This window comes from Brevibacillus panacihumi (genome assembly GCF_003710985.1).
Taxonomy (GTDB): Bacteria; Bacillota; Bacilli; order Brevibacillales; family Brevibacillaceae; genus Brevibacillus; species Brevibacillus panacihumi.
Genome location: NZ_RHHT01000035.1, coordinates 1 through 18,884 on the forward strand (window position 1 = coordinate 1; position 18,884 = coordinate 18,884).

Below are 18,884 nucleotides of genomic sequence, written 5' to 3' on the forward strand. Positions count from 1 at the left end.
CCTCACGTACGGTTTGATGAGGGGGAACTGATAGGAGTAAGGCGACCAAACGGTCGCCAGAAAGCGTCAGTTCTCTACTCTACACCTTGAATGCCTTCCTCGAGACGGCTGCTTTTGGCCGCGGTTCCGCCATTGGAGTGGAGGCGGCCAGAGATGCCCCAAGAGAAGATCCAAACCCGCCTGGATCGTTTTCCTTTTTTCCTCCCCTCCAGTCCGACAACCACCAAACCAAAAGTTGCGCGAAAGTTCGGTAAAATAGTATGCTATACAAAACGTCACGCTACCCTGTTAGGAGGCCAAACCGAATGGAAGCGAACCCACTCTTCAAAACGTATAAGGAAATCAACGACGACATGATCTTGTTCAACGACGAATATTATCTGAGCGTCAGCCTCGCAGATGTATCCGCCATCGACACCGGGACGCGCGAAGCCTTGTTTAATCATTTATTTGCGTTTGATTCTCCCGATATGGAATTGGAGATTGATGTCTCGGAGGAAGCAGAAGGCAAGTGGTATCTGCAGCTCCTCGTGCCGCATGTGCTCACCTTGCCGGAAGCAGCCAAGCGCCGGCTGGAAAAAGGAAAGGAACAGCTGCTGGACCACCTCAGCCAACAGGAGGGTTCACCCAAACTCCGCTTTTTGTCCGGAGAAGACATTTATACCTATGTGCAACGATATAACCCGGATTTGCGCCGCATTTCCTGACCAAGCGCAGCTGATGGATCGCCCCCTTTTCTCGATTGAGAGGAGGGGGCGATTCTTTTTCGGTGGGAAAGAAATCAGGGAAAGCGTAATACCTTGGTAATGGGACGAATCCAGATGCCTAAGAACCAGGAGATGCGTGTGAATGAAACGATTGCGCCTCATCATCATCGGGCTGCTGCTGCTCAGTCTGGGAGGAACGACGTGGTACGTGTACCAACTATTTGAGCGAGTGCAGCAAACAGCCAAGAGCATCTACGAACCACTACCGCCTCCTCCCGTTCCTTCCGTCACAGCCGAAAAAACGGAAAAGCCCAAGCCCGAAGAACCCAAGCAGGAGGAGGCCAAAAGACCGTTGAAGCTCCTTTTGTTCGGTGTAGACAAGAGGGGAAATGATCCCGGCCGCAGTGATACACTGATTTTTCTGGCGATCCATCCAGGGAAAAAAGAGACGTTGATGTTCAACATCCCCCGGGACACCCGTACCTTCATCGCTGACAGCGACAAGGAGGACAAGATCAACCACGCCTACAGCAAAGGCGGAATCCCTGCGACAGTCAGGACTGTGGAGCGCTTTTTGGACATTCCGGTCGACTACTATGTGAAGGTGGAGATGGAGGGCTTTGCCGCGATCGTCGATTCGCTGGGCGGAATTGCGGTGGACAATGCATTCGCCTTCGACTATGAAGGCTATCATTTTCCCAAGGGGCTCATCGCACTGGATGGGGAAAAGGCGCTTGCCTATGCGCGGATGCGCTATGAAGATCCGGAAGGCGACTTTGGACGCAATAAAAGACAGCAGCTCATCCTTCGTGAATTGATGAGCAAGGCGAAGCAGATCAGCACAGTGGGCAAAATGGACGACATACTGGCGAATATCGGCAACAGCTTTAAAACGAATCTCACGCTGAACGACATGCAGGAGTTGATGCTGAATTACAGAAGCTCCCTGGACCACCTCGAAATCCAGCGCTTGCAAGGAGAGGGCGGGATGCATCAAGGCGTCTATTACTACTTTGTTTCTGCTCAGGAGCGGTTGCGAATCAAACAGGAGATCGAGCGTTTCGTCGGAGAGCCTGGTCCCAGCGTAACGATCCAGGCAGAAAAAAAGGAGACGGAAGGCGTGGGAATATGACATATATTCCCACTCTTTGTACATATACTTGCACTAAGTTTGGGGAATATGGACTATCCATACCGCTGAGAGGTCCTTCCTAGAGGGCCATCCTGACGTTTGCCAGGGGTGGTGGGTTAGAAAAGAATGAAAAAGGAGTCCATGCTCACATGAATCTGGAGTTTGTATTGCTGGTTCTCCAAGCCATTCGCAAGCGCTGGGTCTTGATGCTCACCATACCGTTGTGTTGTGTGTTGGCGAGTGGGTATATCAGTTATTTCGTACTGGTTCCTACCTATTCGGCGACGACGACCATGCTGGTGAAGCCACAGGATCTGGACAGGCAGGACCTCTACAACAGCATCCTCAGCAACCAACAGCTCATCAAGACGTACAGCGGGTTGATTCAAACCAGGAGGATGGCGCAAGACGTTATTCGCAAGCTGGGCTTGTCCCAAACACCGGAAGAGCTCATGGAGCGATTGGACGTCAAAACGTCGAACATTTCCTTTATCATCACGGTGACCTACAGCGACACGGACCCCCTTCGCGCGGTACAGATTGCGAATGAAGTCTCCCGCTCGTTTTCCCAGAACGTCAATTTGTTCATGAACATCGACAACGTCATGATCGTGGACGAAGCGGAGTATGAAGCGGGGATGGAGCCCGTATCTCCCAAGCCTCTGGTCAATATGGCAGCGGCATTTGGCGTGGGTCTGGTGCTGATGGTCGGAGTGCTGATCTGGATGGAGGCCTTGGAGGCGATGAGGAGAAAAACGAACAGAAAACGGATGAATCTGGAGCAGCCAGGACCGGTGACAGGATTCGAACCGGAGCCCGTGGTACAACACGAATAGGTGGGAGGTGATGATAATGAAGAAACAGATTAAAAAAGCGGTGATTCCTGCTGCAGGCCTGGGTACCCGGTTCCTTCCCGCCACCAAAGCCATGCCCAAGGAGATGCTCCCGATCGTGGACAAACCGACGATTCAATACATCGTCGAGGAAGCGGTCAACTCCGGAATCGAGGATATCATCATCGTGACAGGACGAAGCAAGAGGGCTATCGAGGATCATTTTGACAAGAACTACGAGCTGGAAGTCAATCTGCGTGAACGCGCCAAGACCGATCTGTACGAGATTGTGGAAGGCTTGACCAATTTGGTGGAGATTCATTACATCCGGCAAAAAGAAGCGCTGGGTCTGGGCCATGCGATCTGGTGCGCCCGCAAATTCATCGGGAATGAACCCTTCGCCGTTTTGCTGGGGGATATGGTGATCGACAGCGAGATTCCGTGCCTCAGGCAGATGATGGATATTTACGATCAGCGGCAATGCAGCGTCATCGCAGTCGAGGCAGTGGATTGGAATGAAGTGAGCAAGTACGGTGTCATCGAGGGGATCGCCATGGAAGAGCGCCTTGATCTGATTCATGATCTGGTCGAGAAGCCGCAGAGCAATCCTCCGTCCAATCTGGCGATCATTGGCCGGTATATCCTGGAACCGCGTATTTTCGACCTGCTGGAGCAGATCCAGCCAGGGGTAGGAGGAGAGATCCAACTTACAGATGCGCTCCAGATGCTGGCACGCGAGCAGGATTTGCTTGCTTATCGCTATGAAGGAACCTTGTATGACGTCGGAAGCAAGTTCGGTTTTTTGAAGGCAACAGTAGAGTTTGCCATGAAAAATGAGGAATTGAACAAAGATTTTGGTTTGTATTTGACCAACATCAAGCACAAATATTTGGTAAACAATTGGAAGCTTCCCGTAGGATGATGAAGATATGGACTATATTCGAGTTACGCGGCCCAGGGCTACCGTCTCACTGTATGCGAGTTGCGTAAAGGGTGTACTTGACATTGTTTTTGCCTTCTTTCTGCTCATCTTCCTCCTCCCCCTCTTTCTTCTGCTCGCTGTCATTTTGTATTTCGATTCTCCAGGACGCATCCTTTTTCGTCAGGTCCGCATCGGCAAGCATGGCAAAGAATTTACCATCTTCAAGTTTCGCACCATGCACACCGATGTCCCCGCAGAAGGCTTCTCGCCGACCTCCGAGCTGGATCCGCGAATTACGCGATTCGGACGATTTCTGCGGAAAACAAGCCTGGATGAATTGCCGCAATTGCTGAATATTCTGCGCGGCGAGATGAGCTTTGTCGGTCCCCGCCCGGAACAGAAAAAGATCGTGGAAGAGGTGTATACCATCCGCGAGAAGCAGCGATTTCTGGTCAAACCTGGCATGACTGGACTGTGGCAGATCAGCCAGGACCGCAACAAGCCGATACATGAGAATTTGCAGCATGATTTTCTGTACTTGGAGCAGATGTCCTTTTTGCTGGACTTCAAAATCATTTGCCGGACGATACAGGTCGTCATGCGGAGCAATACATGCTGAGGCCGCTCTCCGGTTTCAGAGAGCAATTGCTGGAATGGCGCCAAAGCTGGAACAGCCTCTTGCTGCGAAATACCCTTTGGATGCTGATGGGCGAGGGAGTCAAGCTGGTCTTGCAGATGGGATACTTCGTGATCATCGCCAGAACATTGGGAGCGCACGGCTATGGATTGTTTATGGGAGTCGTTACGCTGGTCGCGATCATGGCCCCTTTTTCCAGCCTGGGGCGCGGTGAGCTGCTCGTCATGCATGTATCGCGGGACAGGTCGGCATTCTCGGAATATCTGGGCAATGCCCTGCTGATGACGCTGATCTCGGGGATATTGCTGACGATCTTGGCCGTGACGCTTGGGGGGCTTTTCCTGCCGGATACAATCCATCCGTTGGTGATTCTCTGGGTAGCCTTGTCCGATCTGATTTTCTATCGAGTGTTCTCGATCTGCGGCCAATCCTATCAAGCCTTGGAGCGTTTGAAGCGAACGGCGCAATTCAACATGCTCATGGGCGGGATCAGGCTGGCGGGGGCTGTCGCCCTGGCGTGGATGTCTTCGCAGCACAGTATGGAATGGTGGGGCTTTCTCTATCTGATGACGACACTCGTGATGATGTCGGCTGCCTTGACGCTGGTGATCAAGGAGTTGGGGAAACCAAGCTTTCACATCCGCAAACTGATCACGGAGCTGAAGGAGGGCAGCTATTTTTCGATCAGCCTGTCTTCGCTCGTCGTCTATTCCGATATCGGCAAAACCATGCTGGTTCGCTATGCTTCCGCCGAGCATGCCGGCATTTATGCTGCCGCAAGCAGAATCGTAGACGTAGCGTTGACGCCGATCTATTCGCTGATGAGTGCCGCCTTCTCCCGCTTTTTTCAGGAAGGCAAGAACGGGATCGAGAAAAGCGTCAGGTATGCCAAACGTCTGATTCCGTTCTCGCTCGTCTACGCTGCGATCGCCTGGCTGGTCCTCTATCTGGTAGCCCCGATTCTCCCATGGGTGCTGGGAGAGGATTATCTGTTCGCTGTCGAGGCGATTCGCTGGATGGCAATCATTCCGCTGTTCAAGGGCCTGCACATTTTTGCGGCTGATGCATTGACAGGTGCCGGGTTTCAAGGCTGGCGCTCCACTATTCAGGTAATGGTCGCAATACTCGTGGCAGGCCTGCATATTCTCATCGTGCCTCTCTACTCCTGGAAGGGAGCGATTGTGGTCAGCATCGTCGGCGATGTGATGCTGTGCTGCAGCTACTGGGTGATGATTGGATATCTGTTGCGTCGTGAGCGCGCCGTGCGCTTGGAGGGACACATGATCCATGAGGAGGCGAAATTTGCACAATGGAGTGATCGCTGAGACGAGAGGAGAATCGCGGAAAAAGCGCTTGAAGTCGGCAAAACGCTGGCTGCGTTTGGAGCAGGGGTACGTCATCCTTACACTTCTTTTGTTTGCGCAAGCATTTTTCCCTTTTTTCCAGGCTGGACAGATGGACAGCGTAGCTGATGGCAATGCCCTCTTGCAGACCGTGTGGAAAGTCATATACGGGATCGCAGCCGTTCTGATCTTCGTGCACCGCAAACGCGTCCTGGCGATTCTGGCTCGAGACAAGCTTTCTCTCGTACTCCTGCTGATGATCGTACTGTCCGCGCTGTGGTCGGCTGCGCCGGAAATCACGATGCGCAGAAGCGTCGCATTCGTAGGCACCAATCTGTTTGCGATATACCTGGCGTCGCGATTTACCCTGCGAGAACAATTTCAACTGGTCGCCTGTGTTTTGTTGAGCGGGGCCCTCATTAGCATCGTAGTCAGTGTGCTGATGCCGGACATCGGGAAGATGCTGTATCAGGGAAGCTCAGCCTGGCGAGGGATTTTTCCTCATAAAAATCAGTTGGGACGCTTGATGTCTCTGGGTGCCATCGTCTTTTTCCTTCTATTCATGATGAAGATATGGCCGCGCTGGTTGACGGTCGGGGGCTTCGTTGCAAGTGTCATGCTGCTGCTCTTGTCGGAGTCCAAGACGGCCTTGATCGTTTTTCTGCTTTTACTGGGCTGCATTCCCTTCCTGCGGACCCTGCGCTGGAATGAATACGCGCGGATTCTCCTCTATCTGCCGGTCGGTTTGGCTGGCATCTGCGTCAGCCTGCTGGTTCTTTCGTATCTGGAGCCGATTCTGCGCTATTTTGGCCGCGATCTGACGCTGACGGGCAGGACCGGATTGTGGGACATCGTGAGCGAAATGATTCTGCAGCACCCTTGGCTCGGGTACGGCTACAGCGGATTCTGGCTTGGATGGGAAGGAGAGTCCGCTTATATCTGGAGGGTCACATTTTGGGAACCGCCCAATTCCCACAACGGCTTTCTGGACGTCACATTGGACATCGGCCTGATTGGTCTTGGCCTCGTATTGCTCAGCTTTTTCAGCCGCATTCGCAGGGCGCTGCCCTATCAGACGGGGTCGCAGAGCTGGGAGCATGATTGGCCAACGCTGTTTTTGTTCTACCTGGTGCTGTGCAATCTGACGGAGACTACTTTGCTGGACCACAACAGCTTTTTTTGGACACTGTTTATTGCCCTTGGCTTTTCGCTGCCAAAGATGAAAATGGCGGAACGAAGAAGCCGTATTCGCTGGTATGAATCGCCGGCGGGGAGGGAGGAAGCATGAAGGTAGCGATTGGTGTCCTCACCTACAAACGCCCGGATGGACTGAAAAGGCTTTTGGCAGGCTTGGAGCTTCTCACCTTTGAAAAGGCTTGTACTCCGGAAGTGCACGTTCTGGTGATTGACAACGACCCAGAGGCAAGCGCGCAAGATTTTTGCTTACAGCGGCAGGAAAGTTATCGATGGAAGCTGGTGTACAGCCAAGAGACGCGCAGGGGAATCTCGCATGCGCGAAACCGGGCTTTGGCTCTTGGTGCGGACGGGTATGACGGGATCGCCTTTATCGATGATGACGAGGAGCCGGCCCCTGACTGGCTGGATCAATTGCTCTTTGTCCAGCAGGAATACGGGGCTGATGTCGTGACGGGACCGGTACTGCCGAGAATGGAAGAGCCCGCGCCTGACTGGAGCAAAAAGGGAAAATTTTACGAACGGTCCCGCCATCCGACAGGCTTTCGCATGGAATTGGCTCGAACGGGTAATGTGCTGATCAGTACCAGCCTGCTGAAAAATCCGACGAACCGCTTCGACCCCCGCTACGGCTTGTCTGGCGGGGAGGATACCCATTTTTTCCTGCGCATTCGCCAACAAGGTCACGAGATTATTTGGGCGGACGAAGCCGTCGTCTACGAGTGGGTGCCGGCAAGCAGAATCAAGCCGGGATGGCTTTTGCAAAGAGCATACCGTTCGGGAAACACCTATGCCCTGTGCGAGCGGGATATCCGCTTGCCTGCTCACCGCCTGCTGCTTCGCGCTGTGAAGGGAGTCATGCGGATCGGATGGGGCATGCTGCTGCTTCTCCCATCCGTCTTGCTCGGACCTGTGCGCCTGATCCGTTCCCTGCAGCAGATCTGCATCGGAGCGGGAATGGTAATGGGGCTTGCGGGGAGCAGGTATGAGGAATACGAAGAGACGCACGGCGTGTGAGGAGCCGATGAGAGTCAGGAGGAGCTTCGATGAAAACACTGATTACGGGTGTGGCCGGTTTTCTAGGTTCTCATCTGTTGAAAGATTTGCTCGCGAAAGGAAAGCTCGTCATTGGGATCGACAACCTGTCTACGGGCCGTTTGGCACATATCGAGGAGGTGAGAAATCATCCGCATTTTCACTTCATCCTCTACGATGTGTCCGATCCGGGCGTACTCCAACTCGATTCCCTCCTGGATGTGGGCGAAATCTATCATCTTGCTTCACCGGCATCGCCCAAATTTTACCAAAACGACCCTTTTGCCACGATTGCGGTCAACACCATCGGGACCAAGCACATGCTGGAATTGGCGAAGATGAACCACGCCAGACTGCTGTATGCGAGTACGAGCGAAGCGTATGGCGATCCAGTGATGCATCCCCAACCGGAGGAGTATCGGGGAAATGTCAACACCTGGGGGCCGCGAGCCTGCTACGACGAAGCGAAGCGGTTGGGCGAGGTGCTCTGCTATGAGTATTACCAGCGTTTTGGTGTGCAAGTGAAGGTGGCGCGCATTTTCAACACCTACTCGGCAGGACTGCGCAACGACGATGGAAGAGTCATCTCCAATTTTGTCAACCAGGCGTTGAACGGGTCGGCGATCACCGTATACGGAGACGGAAAGCAGACGCGCTCGTTCTGCTATGTGGATGACAATATCCGCGCCTTGCAGCTGATGATGGAGAGAAATGGCGCGACCGGAGAGATCATTAATATCGGAAATCCGCAGGAGTACGAGATCTTGGAAGTGGCCCGGATGGTGAAAGAGATGTGTCAGTCGACTAGCGAAATCACCTTCCATCCACTGCCCAAGGATGATCCGAGAGTACGCAGACCCGTGATCGAAAAAGCAAAATTGCTGCTGGACTGGAAGCCCCAGATCCATCTGGAGGAAGGGCTGCGCCGTACGATCAAAGCGTACAGGGAGCGGCGGGTGGAGCGTGTCCAGTCATAATGCCAAAGGGGGAGAGGACATGAGGGTCGTATGTATCGGAGCAGGCTACGTCGGCAGTGTGACGGGAACGGCATTGGCTGCGAACCACCATCATACAACGATCATTGATGTGAATCAGGAAAAGATCGAGCGGCTGAGCCGGGGGGAGTGCCCGATCTATGAGCCCGGGATGGAGACTTTGTTGCCGACATTGATCGGAAAAAGCTTGTTTGCGACGACGTCCTATGACGCTGTTGCCGAGGCGGATGTGATCTTCATCGCGGTCGGAACTCCGTCCAACCCGGACGGTTCAGCCGATCTGCGCTACATCAAACAGACAGCCGAGCAAATCGGCAAGCATTTGTCAGGTGAGCGTTTTACCGTCATTGCGATGAAATCGACGGTTCCGGTTGGGACCTGCCAATGGGTCACGACGTTATTAGCCGAGGCCTCGGGGCTGACTCCCGAATCGGATTTTACCGTCGTCAGCAATCCGGAATTTCTGCGTGAGGGCTTTGCGCTGCAGGACGTCTTTTTTCCGGACCGGATCGTGATCGGAAGCGTTCATCCGCAAGGCTTGTCGGCGATGCGCACGCTGTATCAGGGAGTGCTGGAGCGAAGCGGGTACGAGGATCTTTGCCAGCATTTCTCCTTCTCCTATGATCTGGCTGCACCGCCCGCTGTCTATTTTGAGACGGATACCAGGAGCGCGGAGCTGGTCAAATACGCTTCCAATGCTTTTCTGGCAGTGAAAATCAGCTATATCAATGAAATTGCCAGGCTTTGCGAGGCGCTTGGCGGCAATGTGCTGGACGTGGCGACCGGCATGGGACTGGACAGCCGCATCGGACCCAAGTTCTTGCAGGTATCGAGCGGCTGGAGCGGCAGTTGCTTTCCCAAGGATACGGCGGAGCTGTTGTCTGCTAGTGAGAAGGTGGGCAGCGAGCTGATGGTCGTCAAGGCGGCCGTCGTCTCCAATGAAAGAATGCACCAGTACGTGGTGGAGAAGCTCAAGCGCAGACTGAACAGCCTGAGCGGCAAACAAATCGGCATTCTGGGCCTGACCTTCAAGCCTGATACGGATGATGCGCGCCGTACCCAGGCGTCGTACATCATCGAAAAGCTGCTGGAGGAAGGGGCGAAGATACGCGTCCATGATCCGCAGGGGATGAGCATGTTTCGCGAGCTGAATCCCGACATGCCGATCACGTATTGCTCGGACCCGATTCAGACAGGTCAAGACGCAGATGCTGTAGTCCTGCTCACACACTGGAGCATGTACAAAGAGATGGATTGGCAGCAGGTGGCTGGCATGATGCGGCAGCCGTACTTGCTCGATACGCGCAATTTTCTCGACGCATCGCGCATGCAAGCATGCGGTTATGATTACCAAGGACTGGGCGTGGCAGCAAATGTCTCCCCTTCGCTAGGTGTGATGGGCAAATGAATGAAGAGAAAAAACGAATACGCATCTCAAGACGCCATTTTTTGAAGGTAGCCATGCTTTCTACAGTGATGGCCACTATCGGAGGCATCCCGTTTATCCATCGAAATTGGAAGCTGGCAGCGGCAGCGCCAGCTCTGGCGATGCCTGCCCCCAAGAAATTTCCGCGCAAACCGATGATCGCAGCGGAAAATGAAAAGCCCGGAACGGCAAACTGGCGAGTGACAAAGCCTGCGGCGGGACAGATACAGGGTTATGCCTCTGCCACCAGCGTGACAGGAGGAGATACCCTTCAGCTGCATATCAGCACCCGAACCCAAGGGCAACGATACGACCTGGAAGTATACCGCTTGGGGTATTACCAGGGCAAAGGGGCGCGACAGGTGTTTTCCAAGAAAGGACTGACGGGCCAGGCACAAGGATGGTGGTCGCAACAGGAAGGCAGACATGGGCTGCCGGAGCCGGACCCGGACACAAAGCTGCTGGACCTGGGCTGGCGACCTTCTTTTGATCTCAGAATTGGAGAGGATTGGGTGACGGGTCTGTACGTCGTCCGATTGACAGAGGCAGACGGCTTTCAGTCCTACATACCGTTCCTCGTGCGCGATGAGCAGTACGAGCACGATCTCATGGTCCAGTCCTCCGTAACGACGTGGCATGCATACAGCGCCTGGGGAGGATACGGCTACTACGGACATTATGACGAGGAGACAGGGAAGTACCTCGAGTACGATGACGATCCGAAAAATGTCGCCGTGAAGATCTCGTACAACCGCCCATACGAACAGTACAGCGGCTCGGGGGATTTGTACCTGGAGTACCCGACTGTCTACTGGCTGGAGTCCAAGGGCTATGATATAGGCTACGTGACGAATATCGATACCCATTTGGGGAGGGTCCCGTGGACTCCGAAGGGATTCGTCTCTCTGGGCCACGACGAGTACTACTCCCGCCAGATGCGGACGTATGTAGAGCGGCTGCGGGATCAGGGGGTTCACCTCGCCTTCTTCGGGGCCAACGATGTGTACTGGCAGATCCGCTTCGAGGATGATCCCGCGCGAACAGACGGGAGTGAGCGGCGAGAGCCAAGACTGCAGGTTTGCTACAAATATCGAGCCATTGCAGAGGATCCCGTCGAGCAGCGCAAATTATTGACCACAGAATGGCGCAACATCAACGAACCGGAGAATCAGCTCTTGGGACAGATGTATGAAGGTCTCGTCTCCCAAGGCTATGACTGGGTCGTGAGCAATCCGAATCACTGGCTGTACGAGGGGCTTCAAGTCCGGAAGGGGGAGGCTGTCAGAGGATTGGTGGGCTGGGAGTACGACACGGTGACAAACGATATTTTTACACCCGCCAATCTGGATATCATTGCTGCTTCTCCACTGGTCAATACAAAGGGCAAGAAGGCAGAGGCGCATACGACCATTTATCGCTATTGGACGAATGCTCTGGTCTTCGACGCCGGCACGATATACTGGTGCTTCGGTCTGGCCAATCCTTGGGAAGATGCGCGAGGCAACGTCAGTGAGATCATCCAGGGAGTGACGGCCAACCTGTTGAATCGGTTTGTTGACGTGCAGCAAAAGGAGTCATGATGATGATCCCCAATAAGGAACGGCTCGTTTATCGCCGTCAATTTGTCATCGGCACCCGGTATGTGGGAATGGACGACTGGCAGCGGGTTGCACTCGATGACCGCTTGTGTCTCTCGGTTCACCCTGATTTGCAGGTGGCGCAATCCTACAGACCAAACAGTCAATTGACACTGCTCGGCTACCTGATCGACCCGGAGCATCCTGAGTGGAGCAATGAAGAAATTCTGCATGACATTCATCAGCAGTGCGCATCATTCGAGCAGCTTTTGGAGGGTGCCGAGCATTGCGGGGGAAGATGGATTCTATTATTCAGGAGCGGGAACAAGCTAAAGCTCTTCCACGATTCCTGCGGCATGCGCCAGGTTTTCTACAGTGTGCAGCCTGATGGCGTGTGGTGCGCGTCCCAGGCTGTCACGCTTGCCGCGCACATTGGCGCCAAAGTGGATGAGAATGAACACCTGCGGCAGTTTATGCAATCCAAGCCTTTTCAAAGCGAGGAAAATCTATGGCCGGGTGACGGCACTCCCTTTGCAGGCATCAAGCATTTGCCGCCCAATCACAGCCTTGACATGCAGAGTGGGAAGGTGGAGCGTTTTTGGCCTGTCCAAAAGCTGCAGCCGCTTGCCTTGGAAGAGGCCGTGAGCCGTGCCAGCCGCATGCTGATCGGCTCGATCGAAGCGATAGCCAGACGATCTGAGGTGATGCTTCCGGTGACGGCGGGTTGGGACAGCCGCATTTTGCTGGCTGCCAGCCGAAGGGTAAGCAAACAGGTGCATTACTATATAACGCTTCATCCCGGCCTGGAGGAGGATTCGCCTGATGTGGCGATTCCCTCGAGACTTTTGTCCCGGCTGGGTCTCGCCTTTCACATCCACCCTTCACCAGAGCAAATGGATGAACAATTTGTCCACATCAACAGAAAAAATGCGCAAATGCGCGATCTGGCCAAAACGAGAATCATCTACCAGCATTACCTTCATTCCCAGGGAAAAGTGAATATAAGCGGCAATTACAGTGAGATTGCGAGAGAGTGCTACTACGACTACCATCCCAATCGAGAAGTAACGGGTGCTTTTCTGGCCAGATACACCAAACTGGGGAAAAATCCGTTTGTCATAAATAGCTTCGATGCCTGGCTGAATGGAATCAAGGACCATGAAAAATGGGGCATAAATCCTTTGACCTTGTTCGAGTGGGAACAGATTTTCGGCAACTGGGGCGCGATATATTCGGCCGAGCAGGATATTGCCATCGAGGAATTCAGCCCCTTCAACAATCGCAAAATTCTAACCACGCTATTGGCAGTGAAGAACAGCTTCGGATCACGCAATTTTTTATATCGGGAGATGATTCGGCAGATGTGGCCAGAAACCTTGCTGGAACCAATCAACCCGATGTCGGCACCGTCCTTACTCAGGAAAATCGGCAAGGAAGCGCTGCGCGGAGGGCTTTATTACGGCTACCAGGCATTGAAAAAGGGCAGCGGGCTGTTGACCAGCAAGCGCAAGGAGGAGACGACGTGAGCCAGATGCAAAAACGTCCGCGCGTAGCCATCGTGTACAAATCATTGCCCCAGTATCGCCGCAGGTTTTATGAACTGCTCAAAACGCAATTGGAATTATATGGAATTGAATTTGTGTTAATCTACGGCCAGCCTGGTGCCTCGGAAGCGAGCAAGCGTGATTCCATCCACTTGCCGTGGGCGAAGAGGATTGAAAACAAGATCTTTCGTTTGGGATCGCGCGAGCTGTATTGGCAGCCCTGCCTTCGTCAGCTGCAGGGAGTCGATCTCGTCATCGTCGAGCAGGCGAGCAAGCTGATGCTCAATTATGTGCTGATGCTGCAAAGCCTTTGGGGCACGCGCAGGCTTGCTTTTTGGGGGCATGGCCGCAATTTTCAGGATCATAATGCCAGTTGGCTGGGCGAGAAAGTGAAGGCCTGGATGTCCCGTCATGTCCACTGGTGGTTTTCCTACAATGATTTGAGTGCCGAGGTCGTAAAAGAGCTGGGGTTCCCGGCAGAGAGAATCACATCCGTGCAAAATGCGATTGATACCCGCCAGCTCGTACGGGAAAAAGAGTCCTGGACGATGGACAGACTGGCTTCCTTCAAGCAGTCCATGGGTATCGCCAGTGAAAACATCGGCTTGTACACGGGCGGCATGTATCCGGAAAAAAGGCTTCCGTTTTTACTGAAGGCATGCGAGAGGATTCGCGAGCAAATCCCTGATTTCCAGATGATTTTTATCGGAGCGGGCGTAGAGGATGGGGTGGTGAAGGAAGCGGCGGCGAGGCATGACTGGATCCACTATGCGGGACCCAAATTTGAAGCGGAGAAGGTGCCGTATTTTTTGATCTCCAAGCTGTTCCTGATGCCGGGATTGGTCGGTCTGGCGATCCTCGACACGTTTGCGCTGGGAGTGCCGCTCGTCACGACCCAAGTCCGCTACCACAGTCCGGAGATCGAGTATTTGCGCAATCATGAAAACGGGGTCATGCTGGAGCAGGCAGACGATGTGGACGCCTACGCGGCCAAAGTCGTCGAACTGATGACCGATGAGCAGAGCCTGCAAAAGCTGCAGCAAGGCTGCTTGCAGGCGAGTCTGACCTATACGATAGAAGAAATGGCGGAGCGGTTTGCCCAAGGCATATGCCGGGCAGTGGAAGCCGCTCGCGACAACCGCAGTGCGGCGGATGGAGGAGAGCAGATATGGCAGTCGTAATCATTACAGGGGCAGCGGGACTGATCGGCTCGGAAGCTGCCTCGTTTTATGCGGAAGCAGGCTACCACGTAGTCGGAATTGACAATAATATGCGGCAAACCTTTTTCGGCGAAGAAGGCTCCACCTTGTGGAATCGCTCGCGCCTGCTCTCCACCTACAAGCAACGGTACGAACATTATGACGCGGATATACGCGACCGCGAAGAGCTGGACCGGATCTTTTCGCGCTATGCTTCCGAAATCGCGCTGATCGTTCATACTGCTGCCCAGCCGTCCCATGACTGGGCAGCAAAAAATCCGTTGCTGGACTTTACGGTCAACGCCAACGGAACCCTCCATCTGCTGGAGGCGACGCGGCGATTCTGCCCCGAGGCAGTCTTCGTCTTTACCTCGACGAACAAGGTTTACGGGGATGCGCCCAATCGCTTGCCGCTGGTGGAAGGGGAAACGCGCTGGGAAGTGGAAAAAAACCACCCGTTCCACCAGGGCATCAGTGAAGAGATGAGTGTCGATCAGAGCATGCATTCCTTGTTTGGCGCCTCCAAACTGGCTGCCGACATTCTCGTCCAGGAGTACGGGCGCTATTTCGGAATGAGAACGGTCTGTTTTCGCGGCGGCGTATTGAGCGGGTCCAGGCAGGCGGGCGTTCCCCTGCACGGCTTTATCAACTACCTGATGAAATGCGCGATGACAGGCACGCCATACACGATCCTGGGGTACAAGGGCAAACAGGTGCGGGATGTCATCCATGCGAGAGACGTCATCGCGGCGATTCATGCGGTCTTTTCCCAGCCTCCTGCGCCGGGTGAGGTGTACAACCTGGGCGGCGGCATCTTCTCCAATGTCTCCATGCTGGAAGCGATCCTGCTGACCGAGAAAATTACGGGCAAGCCTGTGGAGCATCGCTACAGCGAGCAGCACAGGGCAGGCGACCATATCTGGTACGTCAGCGATGTGCGCAAGCTGATGCGAGACTACCCGCATTGGAAAATTACATGCTCCATATCCATGATCATGGAGGAAATCTACGCGGAAAACAAAGAGAGATGGAGTCATGCCTTATGATCAATTTCGGCAGACATCCCGTCCTGGGCGTCCAGATCGCAGCCGTTGATTACGAGTATGCGGTCGAACAGATCATGGCCCATGCTCGGGAGGGGAGCGGCTACGGTGTCTCGGCTCTGGCGGTGCATGGCGTGATGTGCGGCGTACTGGATGAGGCGCATCGAAGGCGATTGAATGCCTTGGATTTGCTGGTGGCGGATGGACAACCGGTGCGCTGGGGCTTGCAAATCCTGCACCGCATCCGCCTGCCGGACCGCGTCTATGGACCAGAGTTAACCCTGCGCTTATTGAAAAGGGCTGCGGATGAGCAGATACCTGTCTATCTCTACGGGAGCACACAGGAGACGATTGAACGCCTGCGGCAAAATCTGACCCGCCGATACCCGAGCCTGATCATTGCCGGATGCTCGCCTTCTCGTTTTCGCCGACTTACGCAGGAAGAGAAGCAAGAGGTGATCCGCACAATCAAGACGAGCGGGGCGAAGTGGGTCCTGGTAGGGCTGGGGTGCCCCCGGCAGGAGACATGGGTATACGAATACCGCGACGAGCTGGCCATGCCGCTCGTAGCAGTCGGGGCTGCTTTCGATTTTCACGCGGGCAATCTGCCGCAAGCACCTGGCTGGATGCAGCGAGCCGGACTGGAATGGCTGTTTCGCCTGATCCAGGAGCCGGGCAGATTATGGCGCCGCTATCTATATTTAAATCCCCTCTATCTCTGGGCACTCTTTTGCGAACTGCTGGGACTAAAAAAAATCCCGGCTCTGCTGCCGGAGCGAAACGAGCGAACAGAGCGGGAAGAGTCATTCGGGTAGACTGCCAGGTCAGCGGGGCACAACTGTGAGTCTGGGGGCAGACGAATACGTGATGCGCACAGAATCCCCGGCTGACAAAGATATGATGCCGCTGGTCTGACCCGTGTCGTACCAGGTGGAACCGTTGCGGCTCCATTCGATCAAGGATACGGCCCCTTTGGCTACCAGGACGTCGACTGGGGAGGCCTGCGCATTTTTGTAGACAAAGGGGCTGCGCGTTGCCGTCAATGCGGCAGGTGCAGGGAGAACGGGCTGCACAGGCTTTGCCAGCGGGAGAAAAACAGGCGGAACGTAAGAGACAGGCTGGTTCTGCTGAGTGGTTCTAGCTGTTGACCCCAGTTCATAGCGGGTAGGGCTTTCCTGATAGGCGATCAGATAGATCTGCGAATCGTTGCCGATCTTGACGTAATCACCGACACGCAAGGAATTGGCTTTGTTGACCGTGAGCACATAGCTGCCATTGGTCAAGCTTCCGGTAACGCCGCTCAAGGCTCCAAAAGTCCCGGAGGACAGACATACCCACCCCAGGCCCTCGGTGGCGATCAGATTGGCATCTGTGAAGTAGATTTGATCATGCTTGGAATACGAGCCCGATGTAGGCAGAACGGGAGAGTAGAGTATGTTCGTCGTGTGAGGGAGGACATGTCCCCGGTCGCTAACCTGCGTCAGGGAGATCCGGGAGATGTACAGCGGCTGTTTGGTTCCGGTCGGAGCCATGTTGACAATGGATAGACGCAGGTCAGGGGAAGGATCGGGATCCTCCGGCGCGTAATAGAAGGTTACTTCTCTGGTTTGAAAGGTATCCTGGACGGGCATCTCGAGAAAGGCTTGATCATGCAACGGGGTACCCATTGCCCCCACATCCAGACCCATCGTCCATTTGCCTGCAGCGGGTGCGGTCGGGAGCTTGTATGTGATGGACATGGTGTACAGATTGCCTTTGGCGAGCGGTTTTCTCAGACGTTGGACCATTTGCTGAAATTGTACGGAAGGGGTGAGCGTGAGCGTCGTCTGGTTGGGAGGTGCATCTGCGCCCATGTACTTGCTTATGCTCAAGCCGCCTGTATCCCAGCCGACGGGGAAGGAAGTGTCGGAGATGCGCAGCGAAAAGTCGCCGTTGTAGAGCAGTTCAGTACGCGTCTTGCTTTGCGGGAAAATCTCCGGAAGTGCCCGATGATCGTCGTAGGATTTTAGATAGAGGGGCATGGAGGTGACCGTGATGGTCTGCGCTGCCGGGACCTGCTTGCCGTCTGCCGTCTGCATCTGGCTCATGGCAAGCTCGGGCGGCAGGGAGAGCTGGGCGGTACGGTCATCATCCATCCAGAGAATATATCCGGATCGCCCGTCCGCATAGGTAAGGGAGAGGGTGTGAATGCCCTGTGTAGAAAAAGTGTACTGATGCATCGCAGCGCCTGTCAGCCACTCCACCATTCGCTGGTAGGACTGACCCGTAACCGCTACGTTTGGCAGGCGATTGAGGTCCAGCAGACGGATGCGCGACCAGGGCTGATCCATCCCGTAAAAAACGGCTCGCTCCATCCCCGCGATCCAGTTGCATAAAAACATCCGGTGGATATACGAAATGGCCAAATCATCCGGCATCTGGACGGAGTAGTCATTTTCGTCGCTGCCGTACAACACCCCTTTGTAGTAAAAGCTGTTCCAGCTGCTCTCTGTATTCCATACAGGGAGAGCACCCGCGCCTGCTTGCGTAATCACCTGCCGATACTTCCTCGCCAGATCGAGCATGGCTTCTGGGGGCTTGGGATAGGAGTAGAGATGGATGCCGACAATATCGATCCAGTCTTTTCCTCCAGCGCGCAAAAAGTCGCCCATTCCCGCAACGCCGTCCTCTGTCGTGTAGGTGGGGCTGATGACCTGGATCTGCGGATCGATGGCTTTCAATACCTTGTAGGCTTCCATGGTCAACTCCACGAGCTTTGCCAATGTTCCTGAATAAAACCCGCTCAGATTCGGCTCATTCCAGACCTCGTAATAGCGAATTTTCCCTTTGTAGCGCTGCCCCAATGCCGCCACATAATTGCGCCAATCCTGGATGTTGTGCGGCGGGATGCTGTTGAACAGATCCCCGTACGGCGAAGAAGAGATTCCGCCTGTGGCCCAGTTCGGTGGTTGACCAAGCTGCATGATGACATCGAGCTTTTCCTGCTCGGCAAAAGCGACGTAAGCATCCACCTCGCGAAAGTCGAACCGTCCTTTTTGAGCTTCGAGCTGCCGCCAGGTTGTACCGACTCGAAGCGTGCCGAACCCGAGTGGACGCATATTGGAAAGTTCCTGGATCTGAATCCCGAAAAAACGCCTGTCTATCGGTGAACCCACTTGCAAGCTGTTTACCATCGGATTGCATCAATCCTCCTTTTGTTACATTTTCGTACCTTGTCTTGCTATTTCTAGCTTATGAAAATCCCCTCATGCTTGTATCAGCGATTGGCAACGTGAAGCGTAAAATAGATTCGGCTGG

General features: G+C 54.3%; 16 protein-coding genes. 15 read left to right on the forward strand and 1 reads right to left on the reverse strand.

The annotated features are described in order from the left end of the window. Positions 1-305: 305 nt before the first annotated feature. The 15 genes from EDM58_RS16930 to EDM58_RS17005 all read left to right on the forward strand — a co-directional run bounded on the left by EDM58_RS16930 (position 306) and on the right by EDM58_RS17005 (position 16,402). The gene (locus EDM58_RS16930; protein WP_122914362.1) at positions 306-707 is read left to right on the forward strand and encodes a hypothetical protein; all 402 of its coding nucleotides are present in this window, start codon (positions 306-308) and stop codon (positions 705-707) included. A 142-nt stretch (positions 708-849) separates the two neighbouring features. Beyond that, positions 850-1,839, forward strand: coding sequence for an LCP family glycopolymer transferase (locus tag EDM58_RS16935; protein ID WP_122914363.1), 990 nt, complete (start codon positions 850-852; stop codon positions 1,837-1,839). A 149-nt stretch (positions 1,840-1,988) separates the two neighbouring features. Continuing rightward, the gene (locus EDM58_RS16940) at positions 1,989-2,675 is read left to right on the forward strand and encodes a YveK family protein (protein ID WP_122914364.1); all 687 of its coding nucleotides are present in this window, start codon (positions 1,989-1,991) and stop codon (positions 2,673-2,675) included. Between the two features lie 16 nt (positions 2,676-2,691). Next, entirely contained in the window at positions 2,692-3,594 is a 903-nt protein-coding gene (gene galU, locus EDM58_RS16945; RefSeq protein WP_122914365.1) for a UTP--glucose-1-phosphate uridylyltransferase GalU, read from the forward strand. Between the two features lie 7 nt (positions 3,595-3,601). Further along, the gene (locus EDM58_RS16950) at positions 3,602-4,213 is read left to right on the forward strand and encodes a sugar transferase (protein ID WP_122914366.1); all 612 of its coding nucleotides are present in this window, start codon (positions 3,602-3,604) and stop codon (positions 4,211-4,213) included. After that, positions 4,207-5,556, forward strand: coding sequence for an oligosaccharide flippase family protein (locus EDM58_RS16955; RefSeq protein ID WP_122914367.1), 1,350 nt, complete (start codon positions 4,207-4,209; stop codon positions 5,554-5,556). Before EDM58_RS16950 ends, EDM58_RS16955 begins: the two co-directional genes overlap by 7 nt. Beyond that, positions 5,534-6,862 (forward strand): O-antigen ligase family protein, encoded by a 1,329-nt coding sequence (locus EDM58_RS16960; protein ID WP_183187539.1) that lies wholly within the window; start codon positions 5,534-5,536, stop codon positions 6,860-6,862. The genes EDM58_RS16955 and EDM58_RS16960 overlap by 23 nt, the downstream gene beginning before the upstream one ends. Beyond that, entirely contained in the window at positions 6,859-7,785 is a 927-nt protein-coding gene (locus EDM58_RS16965; RefSeq protein WP_122914369.1) for a glycosyltransferase family 2 protein, read from the forward strand. The genes EDM58_RS16960 and EDM58_RS16965 overlap by 4 nt, the downstream gene beginning before the upstream one ends. Positions 7,786-7,814: 29 nt before the next feature. Then, the gene (locus EDM58_RS16970) at positions 7,815-8,780 is read left to right on the forward strand and encodes a GDP-mannose 4,6-dehydratase (protein WP_122914370.1); all 966 of its coding nucleotides are present in this window, start codon (positions 7,815-7,817) and stop codon (positions 8,778-8,780) included. A gap of 19 nt (positions 8,781-8,799) precedes the next feature. Beyond that, complete coding sequence (locus EDM58_RS16975; RefSeq protein ID WP_122914371.1) at positions 8,800-10,206, forward strand: UDP-glucose dehydrogenase family protein; 1,407 nt, start codon at positions 8,800-8,802, stop codon at positions 10,204-10,206. Continuing rightward, positions 10,203-11,804, forward strand: coding sequence for a N,N-dimethylformamidase beta subunit family domain-containing protein (locus EDM58_RS16980; protein WP_122914372.1), 1,602 nt, complete (start codon positions 10,203-10,205; stop codon positions 11,802-11,804). Before EDM58_RS16975 ends, EDM58_RS16980 begins: the two co-directional genes overlap by 4 nt. Positions 11,805-11,806: 2 nt before the next feature. Then, positions 11,807-13,327 carry an asparagine synthetase B family protein gene (locus EDM58_RS25775; protein ID WP_183187540.1) on the forward strand — a complete coding sequence of 507 codons (1,521 nt, stop codon included), beginning with the start codon at positions 11,807-11,809 and terminating at the stop codon, positions 13,325-13,327. Between the two features lie 5 nt (positions 13,328-13,332). Further along, positions 13,333-14,526, forward strand: coding sequence for a glycosyltransferase family 4 protein (locus tag EDM58_RS16995; protein ID WP_246000809.1), 1,194 nt, complete (start codon positions 13,333-13,335; stop codon positions 14,524-14,526). Further along, on the forward strand, positions 14,514-15,590 hold the full coding sequence (locus EDM58_RS17000) for an NAD-dependent epimerase/dehydratase family protein (protein ID WP_122914376.1): 1,077 nt from the start codon (positions 14,514-14,516) through the stop codon (positions 15,588-15,590). Before EDM58_RS16995 ends, EDM58_RS17000 begins: the two co-directional genes overlap by 13 nt. Next, a complete protein-coding gene (locus tag EDM58_RS17005) occupies positions 15,587-16,402 on the forward strand; it encodes a WecB/TagA/CpsF family glycosyltransferase (protein WP_122914377.1) in 816 nt (271 codons plus the stop codon). Before EDM58_RS17000 ends, EDM58_RS17005 begins: the two co-directional genes overlap by 4 nt. Positions 16,403-16,411: 9 nt before the next feature. Here the strand turns inward: EDM58_RS17005 and EDM58_RS17010 are convergent, their stop codons facing one another. Continuing rightward, positions 16,412-18,760: a GH39 family glycosyl hydrolase gene (locus EDM58_RS17010; RefSeq protein ID WP_122914378.1), complete on the reverse strand. Its 2,349-nt coding sequence runs from the start codon at positions 18,758-18,760 to the stop codon at positions 16,412-16,414. Positions 18,761-18,884: the final 124 nt, after the last annotated feature.